This window comes from Allosphingosinicella deserti, from assembly GCF_003012735.1.
Lineage (GTDB): Bacteria > Pseudomonadota > Alphaproteobacteria > Sphingomonadales > Sphingomonadaceae > Allosphingosinicella > Allosphingosinicella deserti.
The window spans coordinates 460,406-477,300 of the sequence record NZ_PXYI01000001.1; the positions used below are offsets into that span (position 1 = coordinate 460,406).

Genomic DNA, 16,895 nt, shown 5'->3' on the forward strand with positions numbered 1-16,895 from the left:
GCTCACTGTGCAGCGATCGTCGCAGCGGGCATCGTTCGCTCGGGCAAGGTGCGAACCGGCGGCGTCTTCATCGACTCTTCCACCCAGGCGGCGAGGGCTTCGGCCACTTTCGGGTTGAACTCTCCGGCAGGCGGCGACCCGGCGGCGATCGTCTTCTCGCGCAGTTCGCGCCGGTTGCCGACGATGCTCATGCCATGATCGGTGCCGGCGATCTCGACATAGCGGCCGGAGCCGGGCCGGTGGAAGTCTGCGATGTCGGCGATCATCTTGTGGTCGCTGTCGAACAAGGCGACGACATCGGTCTCGCCGTACAAAGCGAGCACATTGCTCCTGGTCTTCCGCCACGCGTCGACGAGCTTCTGGCGCGAGAGATCCTGGAGGAAGCTGAAATGGCGGCCGAACATGTTCTCGCCGCCGTCCCAGCCGAACAGATCGCGCAGCCCCTGCGCGGCCGCCGGGTCGCGCGCGGTGATCTCGGCCGGCGAAAGCCGATCGAAGTAGAAGGCCCGGATCGTGTCGCGATTGCGCTCGGCACGCTCGGCCTCGGCGGCGGGATCGGTGCCGGCGGTCAGGTAATTCTGATAGACGTCGACATCGTGGTGATAGTCGGCCCAGTTGCGCAGGACCGTGCCATAGACGGCGACGCCACGCGGCGGCGTTTCGGCGGCGAGCATCGGCGCTTCGAGTCCGCCCAGAGAGTGGCCGAGCATGAACACCCGATCGGCATCGAAGCCGAGCGTTCCGGTGAGGTGGCGATAGGCGGTGCGGAACGCGTCCAGCTCGACGTCATAGCCGGTGTCGACGCAGCGCGGGCCGCCTCGGCTGTCGCCGACGCCGGGCTTCTCCACCCGATAGAAAGCGATGCCGCGCCGGATCAGCGCTTCGCCGAGGCGGTGATAGGCCCCTTGCGGCGGCGATTCGACGGTCGAGCAGGTGAAACCCTGAATCAGGTAGACGACCGGCGGCCTGGTCGCTCCGGCGAGCGTGACCAGGACGTCGCGCAGCAGCCCGCCGCGGAACGACACTGCGCCATAGGTGACCTCGGCACCGTCGAACCGTTCGTAGGGCCGGCTGAGCGCCTTGCCGCGCAGGCGCAGGACCTTGCCCGCGCGCTGGACCTGCAGTTCGGCAGGATCGCCGGTCAGCAACGTGGCGGCATAAGCGACGACATCCTCGCCGGTTGCGACCGGCCTGCCGCCGGCGGCGATGATGCGGTCGCCCTGGCGGACACCGAGCCGCTCCGCGGTCTGTCCGGGCAGGACGCGATCGACGATCGGCGGCCCCTGGAGCGCCGACGGGGGCGTGGCCATGGCGACGCCCAGACTGGCGCGCCGGGGCAGATTTTGTGCCGAGAGAGGCCCGGCGAGTGCGGTCAGTGCGGAAGCGGCAAAAAGCCATGGAGATGAGCGGAGCATGATCCCGAGGCTAACACCGCCCCCGCCGAAGGTGCTTGCCACATCTTGCTCATGTCGGCGCACGTGGACATCCGCCGGAAACGACGCGGCTTCAGCCCTCCCCGAAGGGCTCGTCCTCGGCCCGTCCCTTGAAGCCCTGCGCGACCACATACCATTCGGAAGAGCCCTTGCGGCTGGCCGGGGGCTTGGCGTGCTTGACGGTGGTGAATCGGCGCTTCAGTTCCGCCACGAGATTGTTGTCGGCGCCGCCGGCGAGAACCTTGGCGACGAAGACGCCGCCGGGCTTCAGCACTTCGGCTGCGAAGTCGAGACCTGCCTCGACCAGCGCCATGGTGCGCAGATGATCGGTCTGGGGATGCCCGACCGTGTTGGCCGCCATGTCCGAGAGAACGAGGTCGGCCGGGCCGCCGAGTGCCTCGCGAAGCCGATCAGGCGCCTCGTCGGCGAGAAAGTCCATCTGGAGGAGGATTGCGCCGTCGATCGGATCGGCGGGCAGAAGATCGATCCCGACCACCGCCGCCCGCGGCAGGCGCTTGCGCACCACCTGGGTCCAGCCGCCGGGCGCGACGCCGAGATCGACGACCCGCTCGGCACCCTTGAGGAAGCCGAAGCGCTCGTCGAGCTCGATCAACTTGTAGGCGGCGCGGGAGCGGTAGCCTTCCGCCTTGGCCTGCTTGACATAGGGATCGTTGAGCTGCCGCTCGAGCCACCGGGTCGAGCTGATCTTGCGTCCCTTGGCGGTCTTGACCCGCGTCTTGATGCCCTTGCTCACGAAATATGTCCGTCCTTCGCCATCAACGAGCGAAGAATGCCTTCGCGAATGCCGCGATCGGCAACGCCGAGCGTCTGCGCCGGCCAGATGTCCATGATCGCTTCGAGGATTGCGCAGCCGGCGACGACCAGATCCGACCGCTCGGTGCCGATGCAGGGCAAAGCGGAGCGTTCGGCATGGGTCATCTTGGACAGCATCTCGCTGACCGACCGCATCGAACCGGAGGGAACCATCAGCCCGTCGACCGCGCGGCGATCGTAGCTCGGCAGCGCGAGATGAACGCTGGCGAGCGTGGTGACGGTGCCGCTCGTCCCCATCAGCCGGATGTTGTTGCGCTCGCTCGGCAGCAGCTCGGAGAATCGGCGGAAGGCGTGACGCACTTTCTCCTTCATCCGGCCGTAGGCGGCGAGCCGCTCGGAAGGGTCGTTGAAGGCGGTGCCCTCACTCTCGGTCAGCGAGACGACTCCCCACGGCGCGCTCCACCAGCATTTGATCCGCGGCGCGGCCTCACCGTCCGTGTCGATGAGGACAAGCTCGGTCGAGCCGCCCCCGATGTCGAAGATGAGGGCAGGGCCGTCACCGGGCTCGAGCAGGCGATGGCAGCCGAGCATCGCCAGCCGCGCTTCCTCTTCGGGCGCGATGATCTCGAGCACGATGCCGGTTTCGCGGCGGACTCGTTCGACGAAGTGGCGGCCGTTGGCCGCGCGGCGGCAGGCTTCGGTCGCGACCGAGCGCGCCAGGGTCACTCGCCGACGGCAAAGCTTGTCGGCACAGACGGCGAGCGCGGCGACGGCACGGTCCTGCGCCGCATCACTGATCCGGCCGCTCGCCGCCAGGCCCTCGCCGAGGCGAACCACCCGCGAGAAAGCATCGATGACGGTGAATCCGTCGTCGGAAGGGCGCGCGATCAGCAACCGGCAATTGTTGGTGCCGAGATCGAGCGCGCCATAGGTGTGTCTTATTGCCCTCGCGCCGTAACGCGCGGAGGGCGGCTCTCTGTCCGCCGGCGCCGGGCCTGCTGCCGGCGTGAGCGGTGCCGTACCGGCCTGCTGCGCCATGCGTAAACTCTATATTCTCTTGCGGTACGGCGGGTGCCGCACCTGACTTGAGGACGTGGTACAGCGCGGCCGCGGGTTCGGCAAGGCACGGGCGCCGCCGTTTCGGAGCCAGTTGTCGTAGGAACACCTAGTCGGCGTTTGTGCCTTGACCGCCGAGGGGCAGCCTCCTATCTGGCGGCCCGGCGCTGCCCGATCGTCTAATGGTAAGACTACGGACTCTGACTCCGTCAATCGAGGTTCGAATCCTCGTCGGGCATCCAGCCGCTCCCCACATCATCGAGAATTGACGCGCGACGACAAGGCGCGCGATCCCTCGACGCTGCTCGATCTTCGTCCCATGATGCCGGTCGCAATGCGCATCGCGTTGCGGACGGGAGAGCTTATGGACGTGCAATACGGGCTTGCGAGCGCCGAAGACCTGAAGAGCCTCAGCGGCCTCGAATTGTTGCGGCGGATGATCGCCGGCCTCGTACCCGGGCCGACGATCGCGCGGACGCTGGGATTCCGTCTCACCGAGGTCGAGGAGGGGCTGGCGATCTTCGAGATGGACGTCGGACCGCATCTGCTGAATCCGCTCGGCAGCATCCACGGCGGTGTCGCGCTGACCCTGATCGACAGCGCCGCCGGCTGTGCGGTGCACACCATGCTCTCGGCCGGGATCGGCTACACCACCGTCGAGACCAAGGTGAACTTCACCCGCGCGATCCGCCCGGACGGCGGCACCATCCGCGCCGAGGGCAGGGTGGTGACCCGCGGGCGCCAGATCGCCACCGCCGAGGCGCGGGTGCTCTCGGGGGACGGCAAGATCCTTGCCCACGGCACGTCGACCCTGATGATCCTCGCCTCGCGCTGATCACAATCGCGAGCGGAGTGTCCGGACGATGATCCTGTCGGAGCGGCTTCGGCTGCGCCCGTGCCGGGAAGACGACAAGGATATGTTCGTCGCCATCCTCAACACGGAAAGGATGATGGCCCATGTCGGCGGCGTGATGGATCGTGCTGCCATCGAAGCGTTGGTCGACAAGCGCATCGCCGACCAAGCGAGGAACGGAATGTCCTATTGGGCGGTCGAGCTTCGCGGCGAGAACAGGCTGATCGGCAGCTGCGGCGTGCGGATCGCGGACGATTATCGCGGCACGCCGGTCCAAGGCATGTACGAAGCAGGCTGGCGTATCGCCGAGGCGGATTGGGGGAAGGGCTATGCCTATGAGGCCGCCCAGGCCAGCTTTGTGTGGCTGTGGGCGAACACAGGCGCGATGCGCGTCGCCGCATGGACGATCGCTGCCAATCGCCCCTCGTGGCGGCTGATGGAACGCCTCGGCATGCGGCGCCGTGAGGGTCTCGACTTCGACCGCCCCGCGAGGGGCGCGGCGCGCGGTCCCGAGCGACAGCGCGTCTATGTGCTCGACCGGCCATCCGGCTGACGATCCGCTGGAGCGGACGATTGCAGGAAAGTCAGCAAGATCGGTCAGGAACGCGCAAAACCGCGCTGCTAGCTCGGACCCGTTACGGAGGTGCGAAGTGAATTCCACGGCGGCTACAGCCTATCGGGAGCGGATGCTTCGGGTGCTCGATCATGTCGATCGGAACCTCGACGGCGATCTCACCCTCGACGCGCTGAGCGCCGTCGCGGCTTTCTCCAAGCACCACTTTCATCGGCAGTTTTCGGCGATGTTCGGGTTGAGCGTCCACCGCTACGTCCAGCTCGCACGGCTGAAGCGCGCTTCCTACCGCCTTGTCTTTCGCGAGGAGGTGCCGATCATCGAGATCGCGCTCGACAGCGGCTACGAAGCGCCGGAGGCCTTCGCCCGCGCGTTCAAGGAGCGGCTCGGCCAGAGCCCGCGCGCGTTTCGAAAGCAGCCGGACTGGAGCCCGTGGCACGCGGCCTACGCGCCGTTCCACCGAGCAAGGACGAACCAGATGAGCACGCCGACCGACGACCAGATCAGAATAGTCGATTTTCCCGCAACCCGTGTCGCGATCCTGAAGCATCGCGGCGATCCGCGAACCATCGGCGACACGATCAAGCGCTTCATCGCGTGGCGCAAGGAGACCGGCGTACGGCCGCCGGCGAGCGCGACCTTCAACATCCTCCACAACGATCCGGAGACGAGCGCCGCCGACGATTATCGTCTCGATCTATGCGCGGAAATCTCGGCCCCGATCGTGCCGAACGATGCCGGCATCTTCGACAGCGAGATCGCCGGTGGGCGTTGCGCGGTGTTGCGTCTCGTCGGATCGGGCGACGATCTGCGCGCTGCGATTGCATACCTCTATGGCAATTGGCTGCCGAGCAGCGGCGAGGAGCCGCGCGACGCACCATTGTTCGTGCAGCGCGTCCGCTTCTTCCCGGACGTGCCGGAGCATGAGGCGATCACCGACATCTTCCTGCCGCTGCAGTACCGGCACCGCTGATTTCCACAGGCTGGCGCCGCCGGTTTCGAACGCGTAACGAGACCGGCGGAGTCAACAGGGGTCGACGGGAAAAACATGGTACGCGTTCTGCTGGTGATTGTGCTCGGTCTGGTGCTCGGCGGTTGCTCCGCCGGTGAAAAGATCGCAGCGGCCCAGAACGAGGCTGCGCGTTTTCATTCGCTGCTGAACGCTGAGAAATATGCCGAGATTTACGAGCAATCGTCGTCCGAACTGAAAGCGCGCGAGACGAAGGATCATTTCGTCACATTTCTCGCCGCCATTCACCGCAAGCTCGGTGCCGCCGGCGAGGCACGTCAGCAAGGCGTCAATGTGAACATCAATCCGGGCGGCAGCCACGTCGCGCTGAGCTACAAGACGCATTTCACCAAAGGCGAGGCCGGGGAGACGTTCGTCTTCTCGAGCAGCGGAAGCGAGACCAAGCTGGTCAGCTACAATATCGACTCAGAAGTACTGGTCGTCGGATGAGCGCTCCGCTGCTTTGATCTTTCCTGACGGAGCGGCGTTGCCGAAACGATGACCGATCCGCCCCGTCCCCAGTCCTCGCTCTCGCCGCTGCGCCACCCGGTTTTCCGGGCCGTCTGGTTCGCCAGCATGGTGTCGAACTTCGGCGGCATGATCCAATCGGTCGGCGCGTCGTGGATGATGACCTCGATCTCGCATTCGGCCGAGATGGTGGCGCTGGTCCAGGCCTCGGTGACGCTGCCGATCATGCTGCTCGCCCTCGTTGCCGGCGCGCTGGCCGACACGTTCGACCGGCGCGGCATGATGCTGGCGGCACAGAGCTTCATGCTGCTGGTATCGGCGGCCCTCGCCGCCTGCGCCTGGTTCGGCCTGATCACGCCCTGGCTGCTGTTGCTGTTCACCTTTCTGATCGGCTGCGGCACCGCGCTCAACAGCCCGGCCTGGCAGGCGTCGGTCGGCGACATGATGCCGCGGTCCGATCTGCCGGGCGCGGTGGCGCTGAACAGCATGGGCTTCAACATCGCGCGCAGCCTTGGCCCGGCGCTCGGCGGTGCGATCGTCGCGGCCGCTGGCGCCGCCGCCGCCTTCGCGATCAATGCGCTCACCTATGTCGGGCTGCTGGTGGTGCTGTTACGCTGGAAGCCGCAGCGGCCGCCGCGAACGCTGCCGCGGGAGACGCTCGGGTCCGCGATTGCGGCGGGCCTGCGCTATGTCAACATGTCGCCGCCGATCAAGACCGTGCTCGTGCGCAGCGTCCTTTTCGGAATCGCGGCGAGTTCCGTGCCCGCCCTGATGCCGCTGATCGCCCGCGACGTGGTGGCGGGAGGGCCGCTCACATACGGTCTGCTGCTCGGAAGCTTCGGCGGGGGTGCGGTCGCGGGCGCGATCGGCAGCGCCCGCCTGCGGGCGCTCGTGTCGTCGGAGCGGCTGGTGCGGCTGGCCTGCGTCTGCTTCGCGCTCGGCGCGGGCACGGCCGCGCTCAGCCAGGTCCTGCTGCTCACCATGGCGGGCTTGCTGCTCGCCGGCGGTGCCTGGGTGATGGCCTTGTCCACCTTCAATGTCACGGTGCAGCTGCGCTCGCCGCGGTGGGTGGTCGCCCGCGCGCTCTCCATCTACCAGATGTGCGCCTTCGGCGGCATGGCGATCGGCAGCTGGGTGTGGGGCCGCGCCGCCGAAACCAGCAGTATCGAAGCCGCCTTGCTCGTCGCCGGAGGGCTCCAGCTCGTCTGCGCGCTCGTCGGCCTCAAGCTGCGATTGCCGCCGGTGACGGAGATCGATCTCGACCCGTTGCGCGAATGGACCGCGCCGCAGACCGCAGTGCCGGTCGAGCCGCGCACCGGTCCCGTCGTCGTCACGATCGAATATCGCATCCGTCAGCGCGACGTGCCGCGTTTCCTCGCGGCGATGGCCGAGCGCCGCCGGGTGCGGCGCCGCGACGGCGCCCTGCATTGGACGCTGCTCCGCGATCTCTCCGACCGCAACATCTGGATCGAGCGCTACCACACGCCGACCTGGCTCGATTACATTCGCCATAACAACCGGCTGACCAAGGACGATGCCGGCATTCCCGAGAGCCTCCGGGCGCTGCATTGCGGGGAGGGGCCGCCGGTCGTGCGGCGGATGATCGAGCGCGAGCCGACCCGCCTGCCGGCAAGCCGCACGCCGGGCGCACGCGAGATCGCCGAGCCGCTCACCGATCCGACGCGGAGCGCCTGAGCTTTCGAGATACCGTATGATTCCGGTTTCTCTTCAACGGCTTGGTGGCAATTCCTAGATTGCCGGGAAGTCGCTTGGCCGCCGGCCAAGGCCTTCCAGGATCCGTTCGTGACCGCATTTCTGCACGCGCTGCCGCGCATCGTCGGCGGCCGCTCGATTCTCTCCGCTTTGCTTGCCGCCAGCCTCGCATTCGCCCCGACCAGTGTCGATGCGCGCACCGAGACGGCAAGCCAGTCTGCGAGGACCTTCAGCCATCTGCGGACGCGCAGTTTGGAATACCGCCTGAACTGGGGCGTTCGCGCGATCCGGGCCGATCGCGCCTATCGGAAGGGTGCGACGGGCAAGGGCGTGACCATCGCCCTGCTCGACACCGGCATTGACGGCGGGCCGGCCGATCTGCTGGCCAACGTCTCCGATCGGTCGATCGACGTGGTTCGCGGATCGCCGCGCCCCTCAGACGATCGGCGCCCACGGCCGGCAGACCGCAAGCCTGCTCGGCGCCCGGCTGGACGGCAGCGGCGGGATGGGCGTCGCCTACGACGCAACGATCCTGTCCATCCGGGTCGATGCGGATGGTTCCTGCGCCGCGCGGTGCCGGATCCTGGAGCGTGATCTTGCTCGCGGCATTGATTATGCCGTGGAGCAGGGCGCCGACATCATCGCGCTTCCCTTGGCCTCCAAGCGTCGGCTGACGGTGATCGAGCCCGCGCTCGCCGGGGCGGCCGCCGCGGGCATCCTGATCGTCGCCGCAGCCGGCAATGACGGGTCCGAGCAGCCGGCCTCGCCTGCCCGCTATGCCGCCGATCAGCGCATCAGCGCAAGCTGAGCGCCGACAGGGTCAACGGTAGCCGGCTGCGATCAGCGCGACGCGACTGTGGGGCTGTAGCGCGCCAGGGCCTCACGGGCGAGATCCTGGGTCGAGACGATCCGGCCGTCCGCCGTTTCCACCTCATGGTGGTGCTTGGACGCGAACGCCCGTTCCCACGTAGCGACGGCGAGATCCGCACGGCCGGTCTCCATGTAGACCTTGCCGAGATTGATCAGGCGGGCCGGATCGCGGCTGGCCGAGGAATTTCGGGCGGTGAGCAGGGTTTCCGCTTTCTCCCAATCGGCACGAGCGATCGCTCCGACGCCGAGCGCGCCCGGCGCATAGCCCTGTTCCATCTGGGCCACCTGCGACGAGTTCGACGCGCAGGCGGCGAGCGAGGCGCAGCAGAGAGCTGCAAGAACGGGCATCTTCATGGGCGATCTCCACGTCCGAAAAAACAATGTTACATCTTTATGACACTTATGAGAAGCCTTTGTGAAGAGATATTCGCTTGCAGCGCCCGCGCCCGTCTGCTGCTCTGCATCGCTCCGGCCAAGCCGCCCAAGCTCCTCAGGAAAACTACTAGTCTCAAGAGGTTAACCATCTCCGGTCAGGCTTTGCTTACCGCAAATGCGCAAGCCTCGTTCGCGGACGCGAAAGCGGGTCCGTGTGGACGATGGAGTGATCGGGATGACGGGGTTGGGGACGAAATTGGCGGCGGGCATCGGACTTGTCGCGATTGCGATGGCGCAGCCGGCGCTGGCGGACGCAGGCTGCTGGAACAGCGAACAGGCGGCGGCGGCGCGCGTGCGCGATCTGCAATCACGGCTTATGGTGGCGACGCTTCGCTGCAAGGCGTTCGGCATCGATGTGCTCGCGCCGTATAACAGCTTCGTCACCGTCAACCGCGAGACGCTGCAGGCCGCCAACGGCGTGCTCAAGGCACAGTTCGCGGCCGGTTTCGGCAGCGAAGGGGAGAGCGCCTACGACCGCTTCACGACGTCGCTCGCAAACCAATATGGCGCCGATGCGACGACCGATCAGATCTGTGCGGAAACCGCCGATGCGGCGCTCGAGGCAGCCGAGGCCGGCGGTGACGTCACCCGCCTGCTCGCCATCGCCGAACGGCTCGGTGCCGCGCCGGAACTGCCCGGCGGGGCCTGCCCGATCCGCTTCAGCGCCGCGCGCTGATCCCGGAGGCGCGGGGCGCACCTGCCGCGACGCGCGCTGTCTGTGCCGGCGCGCCCTCCTGCGGCTGGTCCGTGAGCAGGGACCAGCCGTCGGGAAGATAGTCGGTCGACATGTAGTAATAGAAGTTGCAGCGGCCGCGGCGATCGTAGCTCGCGCCCTTGACGATGCCGAATGCGGTCCCGCCGGTGAACACGGGGCCTCCGCTGTCGCCGCTGCCGCAGGATGGGCCGGCAACGGTGACCCAGACGGGCGCACAGGGGCCGCCGCAGAGATCGCCCGGTGGCGCATAATCGACGAGTTCGACGTCGGCGCAGCTGTAACCGCTGCGCTCGCCGCGATGGCAGACGAAGTCGCCGGCGCGGGTGCTGGTGCGCTTGCGTGCCCCTGTCAGCGGCCGGGCGGCCGTCTTCTTGGTGTCCGAGTAGAAGAGCGGCTTCTGAGCGAGATCGCTGACGTGGAGCTGTACGTCCTGGAAGCTCCAGCCCCACTGACCACCGAACGGGAGCACGGTCTTGCCGCCGGCCGGATCGAAATAGGTAACCGTGTCCGGGCAATGGGCGGCGGTGACGATGCCGGTGCGTGCGCCGTCGGTGACCACGAATCCCGTCGTGCAATAGCCGCGATTGCCGGTCACCGCATCGAGTCCTTCGACCCGGGCACCGCCTTCCACCGCACTATTCTGGTCCGCCCGATCGAGCACACGCACACGCGCCGGAAGACCGAGCCCGTCCTTCAGGCGCCGCTCGATCTCGGGGACCCCGAAGCGGTCGGCATCGGCACGCCGCACCATAAGCACGAACTCGCCGGTGCGCTGATCGAGACCCATGCCGACGGCGCTGGGCAATTGGGCGCGGATCTCGCCGGCGTGCAGGCGCACCGCGTCGACGATCTCGGCGGCCGTGGCGGCGGCACCGGTGCGGAACAGGATCGGGACGTTCATGCTGCCGGCGCGGATCACCCGGTCCGGCACCGGGTCCGCCCCGGTGAGCAGGACGACGATTCGGTATTCGGGCGCGTGCTCGATCGCGATACCCGCCAGACGCGCGGCATAGGTCTGGCGGATCTCGTCGGTGACGGCGACGCTTTCCTCCTGTGCAAGCAACCTGCGGATCGCCTCGTCGAGCGCGACTTGGTGCTGCCGCGCATATTCGGCGGCATCCTGCGCCAGCGCTTCGGCGGGCCGCTGAAGGATCGTCGGCACCAGCCCGGGGGCGGCCGTGCTTGCCCCGCCCATGGCCTGGGCGAGCGCGGTGCCCGGCACGCTCAAGGTCAAGGCCAGCAGGAACGCAGCGATCAGGCGACGAAGAGATGTGACGCGCACGGGCTGTACGAAGGCCTCCCCAGCCGGCGCGGAGCATCCTTCGCCCCGCCGGCAGGGGAGCCTGTAGCATGGCGCAGCTTGCGGCAAGCTGACGAAAGCGCGGCGCAGGGGACGAGGGGCGCACGACGACTCCCCCTCTCCTCGCCGCCTTGCGGCTCTTCCTCTCTCTGAAGGGGAGAGACGTCTTATTGTTCGGGGAGGAATTCCGGCACCGACAGGTAGCGTTCGCCGGTGTCGTAGTTGAAGGCGAGGATACGGGTGCCTTCGGGCACTTCCTTCAATTTCTGTGCGACGGCGGCGAGGCTCGCGCCGGAGCTGATGCCGACTAACGTGCCTTCCTCGCGGGCGGCGCGGCGTGCCATTTCCTTGGCGTCGTTGGCATCGACCTGGATGACGCCGTCGATCGCGTCGGTGTGGAGGTTGGCGGGGATGAAGCCGGCGCCGATGCCCTGGATCGGGTGCGGGCCGGGCTGGCCGCCCGAGATCACCGGCGACAGGGTCGGCTCGACCGCGAACACCTTGAGGCCCGGCCATTCCTTCTTGAGCACTTCGGCGCAGGCGGTGATGTGCCCGCCGGTGCCGACTCCGGTGATCAGCACGTCGATCGGAGAATCCCGGAAATCGCTGAGGATCTCCTGGGCGGTGGTGCGGACGTGGACGTCGACGTTTGCCGGATTCTCGAACTGCTGCGGCATCCAGCTGCCCTCGATCTCGCCGAGCAATTCCTTGGCGCGCTCGATCGCCCCCTTCATGCCCTTCTCGCGCGGGGTGAGATCGAACCTGGCACCGTAGGCCAGCATCAGCCGGCGGCGCTCGATGCTCATGCTCTCGGGCATGACGAGGATGAGATTGTAGCCCTTGACCGCCGCGACCATGGCGAGGCCGATGCCGGTATTGCCCGATGTCGGTTCGACGATCGTGCCGCCGGGCTTGAGCGCACCGGAGCGCTCCGCATCCTCGACCATCGCCAGCGCAATGCGGTCCTTGATCGATCCGCCGGGATTGGACCGCTCCGACTTCACCCACACCTCGGCATTGCCGAACAGCCGGTTCATCCGGATGTGCGGCGTGTTGCCGATCGTATCGAGAATGTTCGAAGCCTTCATCCTGTCTCTCCTGGAACGATGGTGATGCTGTGCTGGGGCAAATCGACCCACGGACCGTCCTGGGCACGAAGACCCTCGCCGATGCGGTTGAAGAAGGCGCCGCTGGCGGCGCAGCGCGCCGTCTCCCACTCGGGATGCCACTGGACGGCGAGCAGGTCGGCACCGCAGGGACGGCTGGAAAAGGCCTCGACCAGGCCATCGTCCGCAGCGATAGCCTCGACGGTCAAGCCGGTGCCGAGACGCCCGATCCCCTGATGGTGGACCGAATTGACGCTGATCCGCCGCGTCCCCGCCGCCGACGCGAACACGCCGCCTTCGGTCAGATCGACCTCGTGGCGATGCGCGAACAGATGTTCGAACGGAAGGTCGTCGCTATCCTCACGATGATGGCCGGGGAGCTGTTCGAGGGTCCCGCCGAACAGGACGTTGAGCTCCTGGAGGCCGCGGCAGATGCCGAAGACCGGCCGCCCCTCCTCGATCATGTGCGCTGCGAGCGCGAGCGCGACCTCGTCGCGCTGCTCGTCGATCGGGAAGTCGCCGTGGGCGCCGCCATAACGGTGCGCGGCGACGTTCGACCGCGATCCGGTGAGCAACAGGCCATCGAGCCGGCGCGCGACCGCCCGTCCGTCGAACGGATCGGAGAGCGCAGGCACGAGCAGGACCGCGGCGCCCGCAAGCCGGGCCAGCGGTTCGATGAAGCGGCTCGCGACCGCCTGGACCGGGCGCCCGGCTTCCTCGTTGCAGCAGAGAACGCCGATTACCGGCTTGGCCTGCACGGGAAGGGAGGTGTGGATCATGTTGCGGGTCCTGCCAGGGTCTCGCGGACCGCTGCGGCCGAAGCGCGCTCGACGATGCCCGCCGCCGGCTGAAGCACGACGCTGCCGGCGGGCACGTCGGCAAGCAGCCAGACGTTGCCGCCGATCGTCGCGCCGCGACCGATCGTGACCCGGCCGAGGATGGTGGCGCCCGCATAGATAACGACATCGTCTTCGACGATCGGGTGGCGGGCGTAGCGATCGCGCACCGACGGCCGGGTCGTACCGAGCGGGGTTCGTGCGCCGAGCGTCACATGCTGATAGAGCCGGACCCGCGCGCCGATGATCGCGGTTTCGCCGATGACCACCCCGGTGCCGTGATCGATGAAGAAGGAGGGCCCGATCGTCGCGCCGGGATGGATGTCGATCCCCGTGCGTTCGTTGGCCAGCTCGGAAATGATGCGGGCCGAGATCGGCGCACCAAGGCCGTGCAGCGCGTGGGCGATGCGATGGTGAAGGGATGCGAGCGCGCCGGGATAGCAGACCAGGATCTCGTCTGCGCAACGCGCGGCGGGATCGCCGAGGAAGGCTGCCTCGACGTCGCTATCGATCAGCGCACGGATGCTTGGGATGGTGGCGGTGAAATGGGTGACGATCGTCGCCGCGTGATCGGGATCAAACGGGACCCGCGCTTCCGGTTGCCAGTAAGCGAGCTCGGCGGCGATCTCGTCGTGGAGGAGGCGCAGCCCTTCGCCGAGCTGTTCGCGGACGAAGGCATCCTCGGCAACCGCGGAGCCGCCGAACCGGCCGAGACGGCGCGGGAACAAAGCGGCGGAGAGATGCTCGACGGCAGCGGCCAGCGCCGACCGGGACGGAAAGAGCGGAGCCGCTTCCTCGGCGCGCTTCCCGCGTGCGGCCAGGCGAAGCCCACGCAATTCGGAGAGTGCTGCCTCGGCACGCGTCGTCCACGGCGAAGCATTTTCGGGAGGGATCGGAAGATGCGATGCCGGAGCTTCGGAAAAGGCGCGTGCGTCCACGGAAGAGTCCTTGTGTGGCGAACGCCTCCGGGTGTCCGGTCGGCAGCAATGAGCGTGGGCGGAATCGGCGCCGCGGCTCCACGATCAGGAGCAGAGATAATACTCTACCAGTTCAGTTGACAAGGATCTTCGATCCGCCCCGGCGCTCGGCGGGCTCGCTTGGGCGCAGGCGGCCTGCGCGTCTCAGGCCGGCTTGATGCGCGAAGCGCTGCTGCGCAGCCGTTCAAGCACCTTGGGATCGTTGATCCGCCGATAGCGCGCCTCGACCAGGCTGAAGATCCCGAACAGCAACAATCCGGCGGCGACCAAAGCATGGACCGTCGGGTTCAGCGACGCCAGGACTTCGCCCATGCCGCCGGCTTCGGACGAGCGGCTTTCCCAGCCTGCGCGAAGCAGGAACCAGCCCATCACCAGGAAGACGATCCCGCGGGCGGCGAATCCGGCCTGGCCCAGCGCCTTGATCTGAGGCCGCCGTGCGGCTTCCCCATCGAGATTTCGGAGGAAATCGGCGCGCCAGGCCTTCACCAGCTGGAGTGCCCCCGTGGCGAGGAGCACCACTCCGCCAATCAGAACCAAAATCTCTCCGCCTGGCAGATCGAGTGTCGCAGCTGCGCCCTGCTGCGTGCTGTCGCCACCGCTGCCTTTTCCCGAGCCCGACGTCAGTGATGCAGCGACGATGCACAGGCCGAGATGGATGACCCCGCTGACAGCGCCGCCGAGACGAACGGCGATGCCCTTGGCGTCGCTGCCATGGCCTTCGCTGTCGTAGATGGCGTCCGAGATGCGCCACAAGCCGTAGCCCAGGAACCCGACCGCCATCGCGCCGAGCAGCACCCGTCCGAAGCCGCTGTTCAGTTGCTCCAGAGCGCCGGCGCCATCCTCGCTGCGCCCCGTGAACAGAGCCAGAATGCCAATCAGGATGTACATGATGCCGCGTGCGGCAAAGCCGATCCGGGCGAGGGCTTCCAGATTCGGGACGCTCGGCATCGCCATCTTCTCCTGTTTACGCAACGTTCGGAGCCGAAGCTCCACCCGCAACAAAACACGTGCTTTCGGGCGTAAGTTCCGCGGCCGGAATGAGCGGGGTCCGCAGGCGGCGAAGCCGTGCGATGTTCCTTGCCTTCCGGAGCGGCGGCGGCTTCACTCGCCGCATGAGTCTCTTCCTGCTGTTGGCGCTTGCCGCCGCTCCCGCCGCCGTCTCTGGATCCCCCGCCATTTCCGCAGAGCGGATCAAGGCCGATGTCCTCCAGCTCTCGTCCGACGATTTCGCCGGACGTGGCCCCGGTGAGGCGGGTGAGTCGAAAACGATCGCCTATCTTGCGGACCGCTTCGCGGCGGCCGGCCTGCAGCCCGGGGGTGAGAATGGCGGCTGGTACCAGGACGTGCCGCTGGTCCGAATGGACCGTCTCCCCGGCGCGACGATGGCGCTCACGGTGACGGGGCGAACGATCCCGCTGACGCTTGGACGCGACGCGACGCTTTCGCTGAGAAACGCCGGTGCGACCGCGCTCGCCGGCGCCGAGCTCGTCTTCGCGGGCTATGGCATCGTCGATCCTGCCCGCGGTTGGGACGCCTATGCGGGCATCGACATGAAGGGAAAGATTGCGGTGGTTCTGGCCAACGATCCCGATTTCGAGGCGGGTGCCGATCTCGGCTTCGAAGGGCGGCGGATGGCCTATTCGGGCCGCGTCGGCGTCAAGTTCGAGGCTGCCGACAAGGCCGGCGCCGCGGGCGTCCTCGTCATTCATGAAGAGGCTGCGGCGAGCTATCCGTTCGCCCAGGTCGGCAGCGGCGACGCGTTGCCGGCGATGGGGTACGCGCCGCTTGCGCCATCTGCGATGAAGCTGACCGGCTGGCTCTCGCGCGACAGGTCGCTGTCGTTGCTTCGCGACCTCGGGCTCGATCTCGCTCGACTCAAGCAGGAGGCACGACAACCCGCCTTTCGCGCTCGTCCGCTCGCCGGCGCATCGCTCGCTGCCAGAGGCGAGATCAAGGCGACACCCTTCACCAGCCGCAATGTGATCGCACGACTGACTGGCGCCGAAAGGCCGGACGAGATCGTCCTCTACGGCGCGCATTGGGACGCGAATGGACGTAACGGGGCCGATCGCAGCGGCGACACGATCCGTAACGGCGCGATCGACAATGCGACCGGCACCGCCGAACTGCTCGAGGTCGCGCGTGCCTTCGCAGCGGGCAAGCGGCCGGCGCGGACGGTCGTCTTCGCCGCCTGGACGGCCGAGGAGAAGGGCCTGCTCGGTGCGAACTTCTACGCTGCGCACCCGCTCGCGCCGCTGGCCCGCACCGTGGCGGTGATCAATCTCGATCCGCACCTGGTGCTGCCCGCTGCCCGCAACATCGAGCTGGTCGGCGGCGGGCGGACCCCGCTCGAGGCCGATCTCGCGCGGGTGGCGAAGTCGCAGGGACTGCGCACCGATCCCGAGCCGAACCCGGAAGCCGGCTGGTACTTCCGGTCCGATCACTTCCCGTTCGCGCGGCGCGGCGTGCCGGCCCTGTCCTTCCGCGCCGGCCGGGATCTGGTCGAAGGCGGACGCGAGGCCGGCGATGCGATCGTCTCCGCCTACAATGCCCGCTGCTACCACCAGCCGTGCGACGAATTCAGTGCCGCCTGGACGTTTGCGGGAACTGCGCAGGAGGCTCAGGTGGCGTTTGCGCTCGGCAGCGAGCTGGCCGATTCCGCGGCGTGGCCGACCTGGAACGAAGGCAACGAGTTCAAACCCTTGCGCGACGCCATGTCCCCGACCGTCCGCTGAGACGAAACGCCTCGCGAATCTACGGCCGGAGAGTAAGCGGCGGA

General features: G+C 67.6%; 18 protein-coding genes and 1 tRNA gene. 10 read left to right on the forward strand and 9 right to left on the reverse strand.

Annotated elements, in window-relative coordinates; genetic code table 11:
- Positions 1-2: 2 nt before the first annotated feature.
- The 3 genes from C7I55_RS02085 to C7I55_RS02095 form a co-directional block, all read right to left on the reverse strand.
- Entirely contained in the window at positions 3-1,310 is a 1,308-nt protein-coding gene (locus tag C7I55_RS02085) for an alpha/beta hydrolase (RefSeq protein WP_158266246.1), read from the reverse strand.
- A 196-nt stretch (positions 1,311-1,506) separates the two neighbouring features.
- Positions 1,507-2,187 carry an RlmE family RNA methyltransferase gene (locus C7I55_RS02090; RefSeq protein ID WP_106511216.1) on the reverse strand — a complete coding sequence of 227 codons (681 nt, stop codon included), beginning with the start codon at positions 2,185-2,187 and terminating at the stop codon, positions 1,507-1,509.
- Positions 2,184-3,245 carry a Ppx/GppA phosphatase family protein gene (locus C7I55_RS02095; protein WP_106511217.1) on the reverse strand — a complete coding sequence of 354 codons (1,062 nt, stop codon included), beginning with the start codon at positions 3,243-3,245 and terminating at the stop codon, positions 2,184-2,186. Before C7I55_RS02095 ends, C7I55_RS02090 begins: the two co-directional genes overlap by 4 nt.
- 186 nt (positions 3,246-3,431) lie before the next feature.
- Between C7I55_RS02095 and C7I55_RS02100 the strand changes: the two genes are divergently transcribed.
- From C7I55_RS02100 to C7I55_RS02130, 8 genes are all read left to right on the forward strand, one after another.
- A tRNA-Gln gene (locus tag C7I55_RS02100) sits at positions 3,432-3,505 on the forward strand.
- Positions 3,506-3,528: 23 nt separating this feature from the next.
- The gene (locus C7I55_RS02105) at positions 3,529-4,098 is read left to right on the forward strand and encodes a PaaI family thioesterase (protein WP_233221998.1); all 570 of its coding nucleotides are present in this window, start codon (positions 3,529-3,531) and stop codon (positions 4,096-4,098) included.
- A gap of 28 nt (positions 4,099-4,126) precedes the next feature.
- Positions 4,127-4,669: a GNAT family N-acetyltransferase gene (locus tag C7I55_RS02110; protein WP_106511218.1), complete on the forward strand. Its 543-nt coding sequence runs from the start codon at positions 4,127-4,129 to the stop codon at positions 4,667-4,669.
- Between the two features lie 97 nt (positions 4,670-4,766).
- Positions 4,767-5,660, forward strand: a complete 894-nt coding sequence (locus C7I55_RS02115) for an AraC family transcriptional regulator (RefSeq protein ID WP_233221999.1) — start codon at positions 4,767-4,769, stop codon at positions 5,658-5,660.
- A gap of 75 nt (positions 5,661-5,735) precedes the next feature.
- Positions 5,736-6,146, forward strand: coding sequence for a DUF4019 domain-containing protein (locus C7I55_RS02120; RefSeq protein ID WP_106511220.1), 411 nt, complete (start codon positions 5,736-5,738; stop codon positions 6,144-6,146).
- A gap of 48 nt (positions 6,147-6,194) precedes the next feature.
- Positions 6,195-7,859 (forward strand): MFS transporter, encoded by a 1,665-nt coding sequence (locus C7I55_RS02125; protein WP_106511221.1) that lies wholly within the window; start codon positions 6,195-6,197, stop codon positions 7,857-7,859.
- Positions 7,860-7,967: 108 nt separating this feature from the next.
- A complete protein-coding gene (locus C7I55_RS28670) occupies positions 7,968-8,471 on the forward strand; it encodes a S8/S53 family peptidase (protein WP_233222048.1) in 504 nt (167 codons plus the stop codon).
- On the forward strand, positions 8,365-8,685 hold the full coding sequence (locus C7I55_RS02130; protein ID WP_233222039.1) for a S8 family serine peptidase: 321 nt from the start codon (positions 8,365-8,367) through the stop codon (positions 8,683-8,685). The genes C7I55_RS28670 and C7I55_RS02130 overlap by 107 nt, the downstream gene beginning before the upstream one ends.
- A gap of 32 nt (positions 8,686-8,717) precedes the next feature.
- Here C7I55_RS02130 and C7I55_RS02135 read toward each other — a convergent pair whose 3' ends face one another.
- Complete coding sequence (locus tag C7I55_RS02135; RefSeq protein ID WP_106511223.1) at positions 8,718-9,101, reverse strand: tetratricopeptide repeat protein; 384 nt, start codon at positions 9,099-9,101, stop codon at positions 8,718-8,720.
- A 256-nt stretch (positions 9,102-9,357) separates the two neighbouring features.
- Between C7I55_RS02135 and C7I55_RS02140 the strand changes: the two genes are divergently transcribed.
- Positions 9,358-9,858 carry a hypothetical protein gene (locus tag C7I55_RS02140; protein WP_106511224.1) on the forward strand — a complete coding sequence of 167 codons (501 nt, stop codon included), beginning with the start codon at positions 9,358-9,360 and terminating at the stop codon, positions 9,856-9,858.
- On the opposite strand, the gene C7I55_RS02145 is transcribed toward C7I55_RS02140, so the two are convergent.
- The 5 genes from C7I55_RS02145 to C7I55_RS02165 form a co-directional block, all read right to left on the reverse strand.
- Positions 9,842-11,179 (reverse strand): chymotrypsin family serine protease, encoded by a 1,338-nt coding sequence (locus C7I55_RS02145; protein WP_199192681.1) that lies wholly within the window; start codon positions 11,177-11,179, stop codon positions 9,842-9,844. The two genes, C7I55_RS02140 and C7I55_RS02145, sit on opposite strands and share 17 nt — an antisense overlap.
- A 185-nt stretch (positions 11,180-11,364) precedes the next feature.
- Complete coding sequence (cysK, locus tag C7I55_RS02150) at positions 11,365-12,285, reverse strand: cysteine synthase A (RefSeq protein ID WP_106511225.1); 921 nt, start codon at positions 12,283-12,285, stop codon at positions 11,365-11,367.
- Entirely contained in the window at positions 12,282-13,082 is an 801-nt protein-coding gene (locus C7I55_RS02155; protein WP_106511226.1) for a gamma-glutamyl-gamma-aminobutyrate hydrolase family protein, read from the reverse strand. Before C7I55_RS02155 ends, cysK begins: the two co-directional genes overlap by 4 nt.
- Positions 13,079-14,032, reverse strand: coding sequence for a serine O-acetyltransferase EpsC (gene epsC / locus C7I55_RS02160; protein WP_106511642.1), 954 nt, complete (start codon positions 14,030-14,032; stop codon positions 13,079-13,081). The genes C7I55_RS02155 and epsC overlap by 4 nt, the downstream gene beginning before the upstream one ends.
- 228 nt (positions 14,033-14,260) lie before the next feature.
- Positions 14,261-15,064 carry a DUF1206 domain-containing protein gene (locus tag C7I55_RS02165; protein WP_158266247.1) on the reverse strand — a complete coding sequence of 268 codons (804 nt, stop codon included), beginning with the start codon at positions 15,062-15,064 and terminating at the stop codon, positions 14,261-14,263.
- 122 nt (positions 15,065-15,186) lie between these two features.
- On the opposite strand from C7I55_RS02165, the gene C7I55_RS02170 reads away from it, so the two are divergent.
- Complete coding sequence (locus tag C7I55_RS02170) at positions 15,187-16,851, forward strand: M28 family peptidase (RefSeq protein ID WP_233222000.1); 1,665 nt, start codon at positions 15,187-15,189, stop codon at positions 16,849-16,851.
- Positions 16,852-16,895 lie beyond the last annotated feature (44 nt).